At 42.4% G+C, this 15,334-nt stretch carries 18 protein-coding genes; 4 read left to right on the plus strand and 14 right to left on the minus strand.

Annotation, left to right across the window (positions count from 1 at the left end):
* Positions 1–492 precede the first annotated feature (492 nt).
* Genes JOC95_RS17450 through JOC95_RS17460 form a run of 3 tightly spaced genes read right to left on the minus strand, consistent with a single transcriptional unit; the run spans position 493 to position 3,662 of the window.
* Positions 493–2,034: an acyl-CoA carboxylase subunit beta gene (locus JOC95_RS17450; protein ID WP_204418472.1), complete on the minus strand. Its 1,542-nt coding sequence runs from the start codon at positions 2,032–2,034 to the stop codon at positions 493–495.
* 32 nt (positions 2,035–2,066) lie between these two features.
* Positions 2,067–2,279 (minus strand): acetyl-CoA carboxylase biotin carboxyl carrier protein subunit, encoded by a 213-nt coding sequence (locus tag JOC95_RS17455; RefSeq protein WP_204418473.1) that lies wholly within the window; start codon positions 2,277–2,279, stop codon positions 2,067–2,069.
* Between the two features lie 39 nt (positions 2,280–2,318).
* Complete coding sequence (locus tag JOC95_RS17460) at positions 2,319–3,662, minus strand: acetyl-CoA carboxylase biotin carboxylase subunit (protein ID WP_204418474.1); 1,344 nt, start codon at positions 3,660–3,662, stop codon at positions 2,319–2,321.
* 243 nt (positions 3,663–3,905) lie between these two features.
* Here JOC95_RS17460 and JOC95_RS17465 point away from each other — a divergent pair, with 243 nt between their 5' ends.
* Positions 3,906–4,403, plus strand: a complete 498-nt coding sequence (locus JOC95_RS17465; protein ID WP_204418475.1) for an N-acetyltransferase — start codon at positions 3,906–3,908, stop codon at positions 4,401–4,403.
* Positions 4,404–4,442: 39 nt separating this feature from the next.
* Here the strand turns inward: JOC95_RS17465 and JOC95_RS17470 are convergent, their stop codons facing one another.
* The 5 genes from JOC95_RS17470 to JOC95_RS17490 all read right to left on the minus strand — a co-directional run bounded on the left by JOC95_RS17470 (position 4,443) and on the right by JOC95_RS17490 (position 7,308).
* Entirely contained in the window at positions 4,443–4,859 is a 417-nt protein-coding gene (locus JOC95_RS17470) for a thiol-disulfide oxidoreductase DCC family protein (protein ID WP_204418476.1), read from the minus strand.
* A gap of 118 nt (positions 4,860–4,977) precedes the next feature.
* Complete coding sequence (locus JOC95_RS17475; RefSeq protein ID WP_204418477.1) at positions 4,978–5,595, minus strand: RsfA family transcriptional regulator; 618 nt, start codon at positions 5,593–5,595, stop codon at positions 4,978–4,980.
* A gap of 92 nt (positions 5,596–5,687) precedes the next feature.
* Positions 5,688–6,452, minus strand: coding sequence for an enoyl-CoA hydratase/isomerase family protein (locus JOC95_RS17480; RefSeq protein ID WP_204418478.1), 765 nt, complete (start codon positions 6,450–6,452; stop codon positions 5,688–5,690).
* 121 nt (positions 6,453–6,573) lie between these two features.
* Positions 6,574–6,747 carry a 50S ribosomal protein L32 gene (gene rpmF / locus JOC95_RS17485; protein WP_010193033.1) on the minus strand — a complete coding sequence of 58 codons (174 nt, stop codon included), beginning with the start codon at positions 6,745–6,747 and terminating at the stop codon, positions 6,574–6,576.
* Positions 6,748–6,792: 45 nt separating this feature from the next.
* Entirely contained in the window at positions 6,793–7,308 is a 516-nt protein-coding gene (locus tag JOC95_RS17490; protein WP_204418479.1) for a YceD family protein, read from the minus strand.
* 206 nt (positions 7,309–7,514) lie between these two features.
* Here JOC95_RS17490 and JOC95_RS17495 point away from each other — a divergent pair, with 206 nt between their 5' ends.
* Entirely contained in the window at positions 7,515–8,756 is a 1,242-nt protein-coding gene (locus JOC95_RS17495; RefSeq protein ID WP_204418480.1) for a nucleotidyltransferase, read from the plus strand.
* 45 nt (positions 8,757–8,801) lie between these two features.
* Here JOC95_RS17495 and JOC95_RS17500 read toward each other — a convergent pair whose 3' ends face one another.
* Together JOC95_RS17500 and JOC95_RS17505 are read right to left on the minus strand one after the other, a co-directional pair.
* The gene (locus JOC95_RS17500; protein WP_204418481.1) at positions 8,802–9,824 is read right to left on the minus strand and encodes a SepM family pheromone-processing serine protease; all 1,023 of its coding nucleotides are present in this window, start codon (positions 9,822–9,824) and stop codon (positions 8,802–8,804) included.
* Positions 9,814–10,608: a patatin-like phospholipase family protein gene (locus JOC95_RS17505; RefSeq protein WP_204418482.1), complete on the minus strand. Its 795-nt coding sequence runs from the start codon at positions 10,606–10,608 to the stop codon at positions 9,814–9,816. Before JOC95_RS17505 ends, JOC95_RS17500 begins: the two co-directional genes overlap by 11 nt.
* Positions 10,609–10,877: 269 nt before the next feature.
* On the opposite strand from JOC95_RS17505, the gene ylbJ reads away from it, so the two are divergent.
* Positions 10,878–12,110 carry a sporulation integral membrane protein YlbJ gene (ylbJ, locus tag JOC95_RS17510; protein WP_338083116.1) on the plus strand — a complete coding sequence of 411 codons (1,233 nt, stop codon included), beginning with the start codon at positions 10,878–10,880 and terminating at the stop codon, positions 12,108–12,110.
* Between the two features lie 478 nt (positions 12,111–12,588).
* On the opposite strand, the gene coaD is transcribed toward ylbJ, so the two are convergent.
* The 3 genes from coaD to JOC95_RS17525 form a co-directional block, all read right to left on the minus strand.
* Positions 12,589–13,074, minus strand: a complete 486-nt coding sequence (gene coaD, locus JOC95_RS17515; RefSeq protein ID WP_204418483.1) for a pantetheine-phosphate adenylyltransferase — start codon at positions 13,072–13,074, stop codon at positions 12,589–12,591.
* Position 13,075: 1 nt separating this feature from the next.
* Positions 13,076–13,648 (minus strand): 16S rRNA (guanine(966)-N(2))-methyltransferase RsmD, encoded by a 573-nt coding sequence (rsmD, locus tag JOC95_RS17520; RefSeq protein WP_204418484.1) that lies wholly within the window; start codon positions 13,646–13,648, stop codon positions 13,076–13,078.
* Between the two features lie 303 nt (positions 13,649–13,951).
* Complete coding sequence (locus JOC95_RS17525) at positions 13,952–14,275, minus strand: hypothetical protein (RefSeq protein WP_204418485.1); 324 nt, start codon at positions 14,273–14,275, stop codon at positions 13,952–13,954.
* 112 nt (positions 14,276–14,387) lie between these two features.
* Here JOC95_RS17525 and JOC95_RS17530 point away from each other — a divergent pair, with 112 nt between their 5' ends.
* The gene (locus tag JOC95_RS17530) at positions 14,388–14,777 is read left to right on the plus strand and encodes a DUF7147 family protein (protein WP_204418486.1); all 390 of its coding nucleotides are present in this window, start codon (positions 14,388–14,390) and stop codon (positions 14,775–14,777) included.
* 105 nt (positions 14,778–14,882) lie between these two features.
* Here JOC95_RS17530 and JOC95_RS17535 read toward each other — a convergent pair whose 3' ends face one another.
* The gene (locus JOC95_RS17535) at positions 14,883–15,158 is read right to left on the minus strand and encodes a YlbG family protein (protein WP_204418487.1); all 276 of its coding nucleotides are present in this window, start codon (positions 15,156–15,158) and stop codon (positions 14,883–14,885) included.
* Between the last annotated feature and the right edge of the window lie 176 nt (positions 15,159–15,334).

Below are 15,334 nucleotides of genomic sequence, written 5' to 3' on the forward strand. Positions count from 1 at the left end.
AATCCAGATTAAAGCGTAAAAGTCCGATAGCTTATCGAGCTAGTTTTGAGCAAGCAGCTTAGAATATAAGTGTCCAGTTTAAAGGGTCCAGTACATTTGCGCCTGTGGAGTCTCCCTTGACACGCTGCTCCCGCAGGAGTCTCACACCTTGCACTCCAACCAACAGGGGTGAATAGTAGTATAAAATTTACTTTCCTGAAGTTGGGGAAATTTGTTTTATTTTTTCATACAGTAGAGCAAATAGTGTTAAAATACTGAGTTGATTAGAGCGGAGGACACTTGACTCCTGCGGGAAAGTAGAGGGCATGGGAGACCCCACAGGCAAAGCCGAGGAGGCTCCCATCCGTCCCCGCGGAAAGCAAGTGTTCGGAGCGGAAATCAACGGGCTACATTTGGAGCTTACATTTTATCACTATAGCAACAATGAATGCGAAAAGAGTCATTGAAAAAAAGGGCTTTCTCATGTTGATATGAGAAAGCCCTCTTTGAAACTTATACTGGATATACTGGGTGCTTCCTATGACTGAAGGTCATTTGCTTGCTTGAATAATAATGGAATCGGCTGATCAGTACATTTCGAAGATCTTTGGCTGGTACGATATCGTCAACAATCAATTCGGACGCAAGTTTATAGATATCAATATGCTCTTTATATTCCTGATGCTTTTCCTGAACATAAGCCAGTCGCTCTTTAGGATCTTCAATCTCATTGATTTTATTGGAATAGACAGCATTGACCGCCGCTTCCGGCCCCATGACCGCAATTTGGGCAGTTGGAAGTGCGATGCAGCAATCCGGTTCAAAAGCCGGACCTGCCATTGCATATAACCCCGCACCATATGCTTTTCTGACCACAACGGAAATTTTAGGGACGGTTGCAGAACTCATCGCTGCAATTAATTTTGCACCATGACGGATGATACCCGCGCGTTCCACTTTCGTGCCGATCATAAATCCTGGAACATCGGCAAGGAACAGCAATGGAATATGGTAGGCATCACAAAGCTGGATAAACTTTGCTCCTTTATCTGCAGAATCCACAAAAAGGACTCCACCTTTCACTTTTGGTTGATTGGCGATGATACCGACCACTTTACCATCGATCCTAGCCAAACCGGTGATCAATTCTGGCGCAAATAACCTCTTGATTTCAAAAAAACTGTCCGCATCTATTAATTGATCTATCGCCTCATACATATCAAAAGGGGCATTCTGGTTTACCGGGATTATGTCAGCCAGGTTTCTCCCTTCTTTCGGAGTCACAGGGTCGACCTCGGCAGTTTTCGCTTGATAGCTGCTTGGAAAATAAGTCATATATCGACGGGCCATGCCGATTGCTTCCTCTTCGGTAGAAGCAAGCACATCTCCGCAGCCGCTCACCGAACAGTGCATCCTTGCTCCGCCCATTTCCTCTAAGGTTACCTTCTCTCCGATAACCTTTTCGGCCATTCTCGGTGATCCGAGATACATGGATGCATTTCCGTCCACCATCACGACAATGTCGCAGAATGCCGGAATATAGGCACCGCCTGCAGCGGATGGTCCAAACAAAAGACATACTTGTGGTACCATACCGGAAAGCTTCACCTGATTATAAAAAATCTTCCCTGCACCACGCCTGTTCGGGAACATATCCAACTGATCTGTTATTCTCGCACCGGCAGAGTCTACCAGGTAAAGGATGGGTACCATCAGCTTTTCAGCAGTTTCCTGGATTCTGATGATCTTTTCGACTGTCCTTGCACCCCAGGAGCCTGCTTTTACGGTTGAGTCGTTAGCCATGACACATACAGTTTGACCATGTATCTTCCCTATCGCCGTAACGACACCATCAGCAGGGAGTCCTTTTGCTTGGTTGTTTGCAAAAATCCCATCTTCTTCATATTGCCCGTTATCAAACAGCAGTGCCAAACGGTCCCTAACGAACAATTTGTTTTGTTCTTTCAGCTTTTCGTGGTATTTTTCACTTCCACCACTTTTGATCTTATCTACATTTTCTTGATACTGTTGGTCCAAATCGCTTGTTTTTAACATTTAGGGCCCTCCCTCTTAGTTGACTTCATCGTCTATTCAAGCTCGAGAAGAACATCTCCGTCATTTACAAAATCACCTTCTGCAGCGTTAATGGATGCAACCTTCCCATCTACTGCTGCCTCTAATGGGATTTCCATCTTCATGCTTTCAAGGATGATGACAGTTTGACCTGCCGTGACTTCATCCCCTACCTCAACTAAAATCTTCCAAATAGTCCCTGCCATTGATGCTTCGATTTTCTTCATTGTGATTTCCTCCTATGATTCATGATGTATGTGCAAACCTCAGTTTGCAATCGGCTTCATGGATTGGATAAAGCCGGTATGGTAATTCCCTTGAATGAATTCATCCGTGTTAAGGGCATGCCTTAAAAACGGCAGGTTGGTCTTAATCCCTTCCACTTCCACTTGTTCCAGATATTCCTTCGCACGCTCGATGGCTTTTTCCCTTGATTGTGCACTTATGATGATTTTCGCTATCATCGGATCATAAAAAGGCGTAACTTTCAGGTCAGGGCCGTAACCGCTATCTATCCTGATACCTTCCTGTATGGGCATATGCCATTTTTTTATCAGGCCAGGCGAAGGAAAGAATGTGACTGGATCCTCAGCATAGAGCCTGAATTCGATGGAATGGCCTTTACTTGTAATTTCCTCCTGTTTTAGGGGAAGGGGGTTCCCGGAAGCAACCAGAAGCTGCCATTCGACCAGATCAAGTCCTGTTATCGATTCAGTAATCGGGTGTTCCACCTGTAATCTTGTATTCATTTCAAGGAAATAGAAATTCTCATTCTCATCCATAATGAATTCCACTGTACCCGCATTGCAGTAATTCACATGCTTGGCTGCCAAAACTGCCGCCTCACATATTCTCATCCTTGCGCTATCACTGATTGCAGGACTTTGCGCCTCTTCGATCACTTTCTGGTTGCGGCGCTGTACAGAGCAATTTCTTTCAAACATATGTACAACATTCCCTTGACTGTCGCCAAAGACCTGCACTTCAATGTGTCTTGCGTTCCCTACGTATTTTTCAATAAACATATCTTCATTCTTAAAATATGCTTTTGCTCTTTTCTTTGTCTGTTCATAAGTATTCTCGATATCCTGTTGGGTTTCACATCGGTGCATCCCAATGCCTCCACCGCCACCGCTTGCTTTAAGCATGACAGGATAGCCCATCTCCATTGCCAACCGGCACGCCTCTTCCAGGCTTTCCACCGGTTGTTCGGACCCTGGCACGACAGGAACCCCTGCTTCGATCATCGTTCTTCTTGAAGAGAGCTTATCCCCCATCAGTTTGATTACATCGACAGACGGACCGATGAACGTTAGCCCTTCTTCTTGGAGCCTCTCACTGAATTCACCGTTTTCCGATAAAAATCCATATCCAGGATGTACGGCATCCACTTTTTCTTCTTTTGCAATCTCAATCAACAGGTCCACATTCAAATAGGATTTCTGGGGTGGGGCTTCACCTATATGTCTTGCAATAGTTGCTGAATGGACATAAGGCATGTCTTTATCAGCCTCTGAATAAACTGCAACAGTTTCAATGCCCAACCGATTGCATGTGCGGATGATCCGTTCCGCTATTTCTCCCCGATTGGCAATAAGTATCTTTTGCATAGAGCTGTCTCCCTTCACTAGAAATTTCCTGAATACTAAGCAAAAAATCCTCTAACATACTATTAATTCTACATAATCCCTTCAATTCCTTCTAAAATTGCAAGCGCTTTCTAAAATTATTGCAGAATTTTTTGTTATTTTGTTATATAATTAATATTAAATTAATGCTTTCCGCTTAATAAGATAAAAGGAAAGCGCTTCATATGCAGCAGTTGACCAGAGAGACTTGAGGGGGAAAATCGCATGACTGTAAAAAAACTATCGATTAACTATAAAACCCTGGAAGAATTCAAGCAGTTCCGTGAGTATGGCATTCAGGAGCTTTCCATGCTCGAAGACCTACAGGCAAATATGATTGAAAATGATAGCGAGTCACCGTTCTACGGAATTTACTTCGGGGAAAAATTAGTCGCCAGAATGAGCCTTTACAGAGTGTCCAAGGAATTGGATAAATACTTCGAACCAGCTCAGGACTATCTCGAGCTATGGAAACTCGAAGTATTGTCCGCCTATCAAAGAAAAGGCTTTGGAAAAGAACTTGTTGAATTCGCGAAAGGTTTCGGTTTACCGATTAAAACGAATCCACGTGTAAAATCGGCAGACTTCTGGAATCGAATGGGATTCACTTCTGTCAACTATGACGTGGAGCGCGATTTGGGGGAAAACCCATTGGTATGGTATCCGGAAGGTGTATCCGCACAGGAAAGAACCCAAAGCGGGACTATTGAATCTGCAGAATGAACAAAAGGGAAATTGCCGGTATGCAATTTCCCTTTTCTATTATAGAAATCTTTTTTTCATCTCGGGGCTTGGCAGCATGCATTCATCCTTTTTTCCAAACCATCTGTAACGATTTTTAGCCACATATCTATAAACTGAATCTCTTATTGGCTTAGGAACGAGTATGAGTGGATAAAGCAGCTTCCATGGCCCATCCAGTCCTTTAAGCACTTTTAATCCAGCCGATGATCTTGTGAACCTTCTATTACCCTCGATCAGATAGAAGGTATCGAAATCATCAGAGGGCAGGGAAAGGCTTTTTAATAGTAATTGGCCCTGCTCGGATTGTAAAGAGGCAAACTTGAATCTTCCCTTTTTATCATTTCTGATCACAAAAATAACAAGGGAATTGCACATATTGCAAACTCCATCAAATAAAAGTACTGGTTGGATATGCTGTACGTTTTTGCTAGGCATAAGGTAAACCTCGCTTTTTGTTGTATGCCTCTATTATACCACTAATATCTGGAAGAAGGAGGTTTTGATCCAATAAAAAAACCACCCAGCTGCTAGGTGGCCACGTGATGATGCAATCCTATTTTTCCACTCTTTCCAAATTTCCGTTGCGATCCATTTGAAACTTCACCTTTTTATTCTTCTCATCGTCCTGGAGCACGACCATCTTTCTTGCCCGCTCCATTATTTCAATCAGTGCACGATAGTCTTCTTCTACAAGATTCATCGAAGTTTCAAGCTCCAATTTCGCTTGCCCCAGCAGCTGCACTTCCCCTTCAAGCTTTTCCACCTTCCTTTTAAGCTGAAGGTTTTCGTCTTTTAGTTTCGTGTACTCATTCTCCAATTGCTCCAGATGGTTCAGATAGCTTATTACCGCAGAAATGGTCATGTTGTCTGATACATACAATTTTTCATTTATGCTGTTGAATTCCGGTATTTCAGGATCTGCTGATTTTGCAGCATGTTCCCTTTTGATTTCTTTCCGCTGCTTTTTGGCAAGTTCGATACCTGATTTATATTGCTTTCTTACATATGAATTCCACCTGAAGCCACATGCGGCAGACGTCCTCGATAGTTTTTTTCCCACTTCCTCGAACGCAGTAAGCTGTGTGCCCCCATCTCTTATATATCGTAACACCACTTCCGCCAACAAAAGATCTTCATCTTGAGTCCATGCATCTTGACGAACAGTAGACATAGGCGCTATCCCCCTCACACACTTTTTTATCCTATACATATGCGTGTAGTAGAAAAGATAGACTAAATGAAGCACCAAAATGAAGTGTCCCCTTATTTTTTCTTACTTTGAAGGAATCTTGCCACAGCCATATGATGTTCATCCTGTTCCCATAGATAGGCACATTGCTCTATTTCCGCTAGCATTCTCTCTTTCAGGTTTGTCTGTTCCCATTTGGTTATTAGTGCCTGTTTATAGCTTCTAAGCACAGCAGATGACTCGACAAGGGATTCTACCACCATGCTCCCCACTTCACTTTTCTCTAAGACCTTTTGAATGAAACCTAACCGCTCCGCTTCTACTGCTGTATAGATGTTGGCCGAGTTCAACATCTGCAGCGCCTGAGGTGAAGGGACCTTTTCAAAAAGCATGCTCGCCCCTCCCCAGCCTGTGGTTATACCTAAATCACCTTGCACAAAACCCATCCTTGCGTGAGGCATTGCCCACCTTTGATCACAGGCTGAAGCAATTTCACATCCGCCTCCTATGGCGGTCCCATTGATCAGTGCGTATGTCGGGAGTGGAAGTGTCATCAGCTTAAAGAGGATTGCGCCCATTCTAGAGAGCATGGCATATGCATCCTCTTTCGTGTACAAGGAATGGAAGACAGATAAATCTCCCCCGGAACAGAACGATTGCTCGCCGGCACCTGTGATGATGAATGCGCGGACCAAGGGATTTGCTTGTGCCTCACCCAATGCATGCTCCAGATCGTTCATCACATCATAGTCGATCGCATTTCTTTTCTCAGGCCTGTTGATCCGGAACCAGAATAGCCTGTGTTCATCTATGTAGCTTTCCGTTTTTGAAGTTTGCATGAAAGAATATGCTCCTTTATCGGGTTAATATTTTCATCATAACTGATTTTTTGATTGTTGTATTACAAAATGATTAAAACAAATAAAAAAAGCACAAGGGACGGTCCCTGTGCTTTTTTCATTATTTATTTACTACTTCTTTCCCTTTGTAAGTACCACATGCCGGGCATACACGGTGTGATAATTTCTGTTCACCGCAGCTTGGGCATTCTACCATACCAGGAACTTGTAGTTTAAAGTGTGTACGACGCTTTCTTTTTACAGTTTTAGACGTTCTTCTGAAAGGTACAGCCATTCTTCCCACCTCCTTAAAAACGAGCATCCATTACAAGCGTAATTTCTACTCTTGGTCTTTCTCAAAAAACTTAGCCAGTCCTGCAAGCCTTGGATCAACCTTTTTCTCTTGATCCTCGTCTGTAATGACGCCCCAGTCTTTACCCGATTGGGGAGCAGCCTCTTCCTTATCGGGAGAGTCTGAGAAAATCTGCATCGGCACTTCGAGGATGATTGCCTCCTTGATGATTGGCATCAGGTCGACAACATCACCTTCAACCGTGTGCAGCTCTTCTTCATCACTTTCATACTCGGCAGGCTGAAAAAGATAAGTTTCAGTTGTTTTTATCGTAAAAGGATAGTCCACATCAACCAATGTACGTGAACATGGTAAAACCATTCTACCTTCCACAGTTAAATGAAACGTAGCTTTTTTCGAACTTAAATCAGCTCTACCAGTTACGTGAACGGCTTCAATAGATCGAATATCACTATGTGTCGTAATTTCACTTACATCAACTGTTTCATCGATTTCTAAACCTTTATGTTGTAACTGATTTAACTGGAATAATGTCCATTTCAACAAGATATTCACCTCAAGGCAACAAAAGTAATTATAGCTTTCACAAGATTATTTGTCAATATTTTTTCTTTACACTATAATTATAGACATAATCCCATGATTTGAACAAGTACTTAACAAAAATAGCTGAAAAATAACCGAGTAATTAATATTACCATCAGACAATATGCATCTCTACATATTTGTCTGCCATAAGGGGTCTGAATATGAAATCTTTAGGCGTAATTGTTGAATACAACCCTTTTCACAACGGACATAAATTCCACCTTGAACAATCAAAGATAACAACCGGGGCCGATGTTGTAATCGCTGTAATGAGCGGCCAATTCCTGCAACGCGGAGAGCCTGCCCTCGTTTCAAAATGGACCAGGACAAAAATGGCGCTGCTGAACGGTATCGATATTGTCGTGGAATTACCCTATGCTTTTGCCACCCAAAAAGCGGAGATATTTGCGAGTGGATCTATTTCCATTTTATCAAGCCTGCATTGTGATACCGTCTGTTTCGGAAGCGAACAAGGAAACATCCACGACTTTGAGCGGACTTTGGCCATCATGGATTCAAAAAAAGAGGAGTACGACCTCAGGGTGCAGTCTTACAGTCAGGAGGGCTACAGTTTCCCGAAAGCGTCCTCCATGGCATTTACTGAGATCACCAAAAATGACAGGGTCCTTGATCTGACACAGCCAAATAATATTCTTGGCTATCATTATGTAAAGTCGATTGGTGAACAAAATAGCCCTATGAAGGCTTTCACCATTGAACGGACAAGTGCAGGCTACCATGATCCCGATTTCAACACTACTACCATAGCCAGTGCCACAAGTATCCGCAGGGCTTTATTTAATCATGGCGGCCAGATCGAAAATGTACAACAGTATGTTCCAGAAGGCACCTATCAGTCTCTTGCACATTATCAGCGTCAGGCTGGCGGCTTTCATCGATGGGAGGATTATTTCCCTTTTCTGAAGTACCGTATACTTTGCAGCACCCCTTCTGAGCTTGCCGAGATCTATGAGGTGGAGGAGGGACTTGAGCACAGGCTGCAACAGACCATGAAGGAAAGCCACAGCTTTGATGAGTTCATGACTAGACTTAAGACGAAGCGATACACTTGGACGAGATTGCAAAGGATGTGCACCCATCTTTTGACAAACACCAAAAAAGAGATGATGCAGCGAATTACATCAACCAAAAAGAGTGAGTACATACGATTGCTTGGGATGTCAAAGAAAGGGCAAAGTTACTTGAAGCAAGTGAAAAAAGACACTGATATACCTTTATTGTCCAAGGTTACAGCTATGGAAAGCAATATGCTGAATATGGATATCAGGGCCACCTGCACTTATGCCATGAAATTCCCTGAACCTGCCCGCAGCGAATGGATGGGACTGGAGTATTCAAAGCCGCCTATTAGATATAACGAAGAAACAAACACATTCATTTAAGCAAAAAGACATCGCCCATCTAAGAGTTAAAGATGGGCGATGTCTTTATTTTTCCTTAAGCTTTTCAAGATATGCGATTGCATCATCAAAAGTATTGACCGGAACAATTTTCATTTTCGTCTTGATGTCTTTTGCAGCGACAAGCGCTTCTTCGTAATTGGAATTTCCAGCCCCGTTTTCGTTGGGAGCGAAGAAAATATCCACACCCGCGTTATCGGCCGCGACTATTTTTTGTGAGATGCCACCGATGCGCAATACTTCACCTTTTTCGTTGATGGCACCAGTTCCCGCAATATTATAGCCTTTTGAGATATCTTCCTCCACCAGCTGATTATATACCTCAAGTGTAAACATCAGGCCTGCGGATGGACCTCCGATCTGGGCTGTATCGATGGTGATTTCAGGATCGGTTGTAATTTCATAATCAGTCAACAAGCTGATCCCTATACCTGGACTGCCTTCTTTTTCAGGATGTTCTGCCAATTTGATGCTCGTAGTTTCCTCTTTCTTCTGACGCTCATATGTAACTTCAATTGTTTCACCGATCTTTTTGGCACTTACCTTTTCCATGAAAACTTCTGATGTCGGTGTTTTCTCCCCGTTGATATGGGTGATTCTGTCCCCGATTGCCAATTTGCCTTCAGCAGGCATTCCTTCAAGCACAGAAAAAACATACACCCCTCTTGAAATCAGCTCTACATCCTTTTCTGCTTTCGCATAGGCAACCTTGATGGCCGTCTCTTTGGAGTTTTCCATCATATGGAGCTGGCGGTAATTGTATTCCTCATCTGATTCATCTTCCCTGCGGATCTGATTGATTGGATAGATATGTTGGTAATCGCTGAATTTAGCAAAGGCATAGGTGAAGACATTCGCTTTCCCCATTTTTACCGTTGTCAGCATAAAGCTCCCGGCATCATCCTTATCTCCCCCATCTACAGATACCAGTGGTGCCAATTCTTCTGCTGATCCCGGCCTCGTCACATAATATGGCAAAGTGACAAAATTCAATACCACCGCAATAATGACCCCGATTATCAAGGAATTCCTATACATTTTACTCTTCATTCTGATTTTTCCCCTTCCACTCCTCAATCCTCTTTCGAATGAGAGGAATATGCCTTTTGGTCTCTTCTTCCCCTATCCGGATAATTTCCTCTATATTGGTGAACGCACGTGAACTATAGTGTGCCACAGGGGGCCGTATCATGATATCTGACTCAAGTTCGCTTCGTTTCACCAGTTCATTTTGCATGATATCGATCGTCTGAAGGATCACATCGAAAATCGAGTCCACCGGCTCGTTCGTTTTTACATGGGAGACATCGATGGCAATGACCAGGTCTGCCCCCATCCCTTTTGCCACGCTGACGGGTACACGGTCAACCACCCCTCCATCCACCAAGAGTCGGCCATTCAGCTTCTCAGGCACAAAAATCCCCGGAATGGAAATGCTTGCCCTGACTGCATCGGCAATGGATCCTGTTGTCAAGACAACCTTTTCTGCCTTCTCCAGATCTGTAGTAACGATGCTAAGCGGTATGGCAAGGTCTTCGATATTTTTATTCTGGGTGAACATCCTGAACAGGTCCTTCACTCTGTTCCCGCTGATAAAGCCCATCTTCGGGACAGTAAAGTCCAGATAATACTTCCGTTTGAATGCAGTTGCAATTTTATATAAACGGTCCATATCATGTCCCATCGCAAAGAAACTGCCGACTAATGCCCCCATACTGCTCCCGGCAATCAGATCGACCGGGATATTCTCTTCCTGCAACACCTTCAGCACACCAAGATGGGCAAAACCCCTTGCACCACCAGACCCCAGTGCCACTCCGATTTTAGGTTCCATACACATCACCCCAAGCTTTAACAGCCACCTAAAAGCCTATTAAACCTTCTATTTTCTTCTTATACATTGTACGCTTCTTAATTTTATTGGTGAGCAAACTGTAGAGACTTGGGTCATTTTCTGTTCTAAATCCCTACCCTTCCCACGTATATTGAAAGGTAAGATGGACAAACCACCAAACCATTCAAAGGTAATTATTAATATTCTAACAAAAACCCAATCATTCTTGTACTAAAAAGAAAAGCGGAGGGCGCTAGGAGGTTGAATGAGTGAGCTATTCCAAAATGAAAACTTTATTCTTTGCTTTTATTATTTCCCTACTAGCACTATCGCTTATACTTAATCCCCAGGCTTCATTCGAAGCAAGCTTGCGGGGATTGAAAATGTGGTGGGAAATTGTCTTTCCTTCCCTTTTACCATTTTTGATTATCAGTGAACTTTTGATCGGATTTGGGGTTGTCGCCTTTATTGGTGTTTTGCTGGAGCCTTTGATGCGACCATTGTTCCGGGTACCAGGCGTGGGGGGATTCGTTTGGGCAATGGGTATGGCCTCAGGCTATCCATCGGGTGCAAAGCTTACCGTAAGACTCAGGAAGGATAACCAGATAACCGCTTATGAAGCAGAGAGACTTGTCTCTTTTACAAATTCATCCAATCCGCTTTTTATATTCGGCGCAATTGCAGTCGGATTTTTCCATAACGCAAAGGTGGGGATCATTCTTGCCTTGGCCCATTATCTAGGAAACATATGTGTAGGCTTGGTGATGCGGTTTCATGGACCTTATTATAAAGGTAAAAAAATGGAGCGCCATTCCGCCTTTAAGGGAATATCCTTGAGAAAAGCATTCAGCGAGCTTCATCAGACACGCCTTAAAAATCAAAAGCCGCTAGGGAAATTGCTGGGGGATGCAGTATTGTCTTCTGTCCAAACCTTGTTGATGGTGGGAGGATTCCTCATACTTTTTTCTGTACTGAACAGTATGTTGGCACTGATTGGGGTAACTGCACTGCTGGCAAGTCTGCTCGGACTCCTCCTCCCCCTTTTCCAGATTTCAACTGAACTGAGCATACCTTTGATATCAGGTATTTTCGAGATAACTTTAGGTGGTAAATTGACCAGTGAAGTGATGCATGTTTCCTTGATGGACCAGATCATCATCACCAGCTTCTTTCTCGCCTTCAGTGGCCTGTCCGTCCAGGCACAGGTTGCAAGCATACTTGCTGAATCGGATATCCGCTTCAAACCTTTCTTTATTGCCAGAATCATGCATGGATGCTTTGCCGCTCTTATCACTTTCCTTCTTTGGAAGCCGATTGATAAAAAATTGAACGGATTGGAAAATGCGAGCATTGATATTCCTGTCTTTGCGCCATTTCTGCCAGCAGGATTTTGGGAGAAATTGATGACAAACTTGGAGGTATACGGTCCAATATTCACTTTGGCAGTTCTATGGGTGTATTTAATTATCTTGCTTACTAGAAGACTTAAAACAGTTTCCTGAATACTGCCGATGAAGGACTTAAATAGAAAATCAACTCCCTCTCAACCCTAAACCGAGTTTCTTTAATAGGAATAAAAATACTCAGTTGTTTTAATCTTTTAATGTCCTTTATAGAAGAACAAGCAAAAGTAAAATAAGCGGAGTTTTTCCGGTTAATTAGAGAATGTAGCTTGTTTCGGGGAAAATAAGGGTAGTTTTTCCGCTTATGCAGAACAAAATAGCCCATTTTCGAATTTTTCGAGACAATAGGCGGAATTTCTCCGCCTATTTCACCCTTTTTTATAGTAATCACTAATTTAGCGGAATTATTCCGTCTATTTATCAGCTCTAGTGCTTAACCTGATCTTGCATTGATCACCCTTTTCAATTGTACAAAATCATGAGTCTTTTCTTGTGTCATTTAATTAGAATGCACCTTTGGACTCAAATAGAAAACCAGCACCATGTCTGACGGGTGCTGGTTTTACTTATGTATTACTTAATTACTTTTGAATTTCTTTTTCAACGCTTCTTCTACGACAGGCGGAACCAGTTCTGAAACGGAGCCGCTGTATTTTGCCACTTCTTTTACAATGCTTGAACTCAGGAATGAATATTGATTATTGGTCATCATGAACAAGGTTTCAATGCTTTCATCAAGAACCCTGTTCATCGAGGTGATCTGCATTTCATATTCAAAGTCGGAAACCGCCCTAAGGCCCCTGACAATTGAGCTCGCATTCTTGCTGCGTGCATAATCGATCAATAAGCCATGGAACTCTTCCACTTCCACATTGCCAAATTCGTTTGTGACCTCCTGAAGGAGTGCCACCCTTTCTTCCACCGTAAACAATGGCTTCTTTGAAGTATTATTCAACACACATACATATACCTTATCAAATACCTTGGATGCCCTTTTGATTATATCCATATGACCAAAAGTAACCGGATCAAAGCTACCTGGACAAACTGCAATACTAGCCACCTTAATTTCCTCCTTCATCACCCGTTGCGAATTTATATACTGAAATCACGGTCAGCCCGTAATGCTCCTGCCTTGTCCGTTCATAGCTTCCAAGAGTGCTCGGCAATTCGACCTCATTGCTATGCTCTGCCATGATAAGCCCAGTTTTGGACAGTAACTGGAATTCACTGATTTTAAGTATAAGATCTTCCAGATGATGCCTCTTGTATGGAGGATCCAATAGGATCAAATCGAATGAAATCTCCCTTTTATTCAACGCATTCAATGCCCTCATCGCATCGTTGCGATAAATTTCCACCTGGGACCCCAGTTCAAACGATTCCACATTTTGTTTGATGGTCTGAATTGCTTTGCCATCTTTATCAACAAATATCACATTTTCGATCCCTCGGCTAAGCGCTTCGATTCCAAGGGAACCGCTCCCGCCAAATAGATCTAATGCAGAACCTCCATCGAAATAAGGACCGATGATATTAAATATCGATTCTTTCACTTTATCTGTAGTGGGACGTGTATTCATCCCTGGTACCGCTTTCAACTGTCTACCTTTGAACTTGCCTGATACTACTCTCATTTTCTCACCACTACTTCTATTTCTATGAACTCAATTACCAATATCCTATCATATTCGACATAAAATTCAAAAGTATTTATCAAGATGGAAGATAGTTGAAACTTGTGTGTATAGCTTTCCTTTATTTGGTTCATACTTACCTATAACAACATCTATTCGTGTGATGTTGTTGCCAACCGCGGAGAAGACTTACGTTTCCCCATAAGTTCTTCCTCCGGTTTCTCCTCTCCCTTTGCCTTCTTAACCTTGAATTTTTTCAAGGAATGGAAGGACCCTGCATGGGTATCCTTGCAGGGTTTTTTTTTATAGTATTGGCATATCCATGTCAAAATCAAGTAAAGTACATGAGTCGAACTCGGTGTTGCATACATCTGCCCATTGGTGAGGGGTTAAAATATCATTGCTTAGAATATATCCTTCCAGTTCCTCCAAGGTCATCGATTCAAGCAACACCTGCTGTTCTTCATTTATGAGTCCCCTAGACAACAGGTAGAATACCACTCCTGTGGCGAGAATGCCCCCTAACGGAATTTGATGGTGCTCTTGGGGAGATTTAGAGACGGAGAAATGATCTTTTGCATATAAAACAAGTAAAATACCCAATAAACTTAAGAAAACCATTAGCATATGCTTTCCTCCCTTTAGATGGTTTTTGGGCTGTACTTCTATTTTTATGCGGAAAGTGTTAAAGTAAAACCGGGATGATGATAGTTACATGTTCTTTGAGAGGAGATTTAAAATGATTCAACGATTTATTGAATTAGGGGAAGGTTATTCCGATATTTATGAGTTGCTGGAATTGGCAAGATGCAATAGTGAACGCCTGCAGCATCTTATGATGTTCCACACCGTAAAGGACGGGAGAAACGTCACTTCACTGGCGGCAGTCATGAAACCGACAAATCCAGGAGATTTTCAAGCGATATACATATGTTTAGAGGGGATACCAAATCCCAATCATCTGCAAAATAAACGGGTGGCATTATTTGAAGAAATGGCTGCAAGCCTTGATAAGGTAATCATCCAGATGGATATCAAGCCATCCACCACTTTTGCCGAAAAGGCATTATTCTATCAATACATCATAGGGATATTGCGTTTAAATCATTATATTCCGCCATTGAGATAAAGCGTCATTTATATTTATTTGTGTTTATTCAAGTGAGAAATAGGCAATTAAAGACAAAAAGCAGTACAAACCCAACTTGATGTCAAAAGTTTGTACTGCTTTTTCTTATAGTCCCATCTTATAGTCATATTCCTTGGCTTTATCGGGCCTTGAATTCTCGTAATGGGTTTTGATTGATGGCTTGTGTGATACTTCCACTTTCTTCACATAGGACTGTTTGTTCAGCTTTTCGACCAAAGTGTCGGTATCTTCGCTATTACAATAGAATACTACATACTTCAATTTTTTTGATATATAAATGACATTGCCATAACGTCGCAGCAGCTTAGCCTGCTTTAACGAATGTAGCCACACTACAATGCCTTGTCTTTGTGTCAGCATATGTTTTTGCCCCTTTTATCATTCTAGCTTGCCGATATCTATAATATCCCTATATTATCATATTCTTTCGACCTTTTTATTATTTTAGCACGTATGAATGGAAGATGACATACATAAACGCCCCGATATTTGTGAAAATTCATTACTTTACTTATCATACAGGTCAGGAGGTTACC

Source organism: Sutcliffiella tianshenii, from assembly GCF_016908565.1.
GTDB lineage: Bacteria > Bacillota > Bacilli > Bacillales > Bacillaceae_I > Sutcliffiella_A > Sutcliffiella_A tianshenii.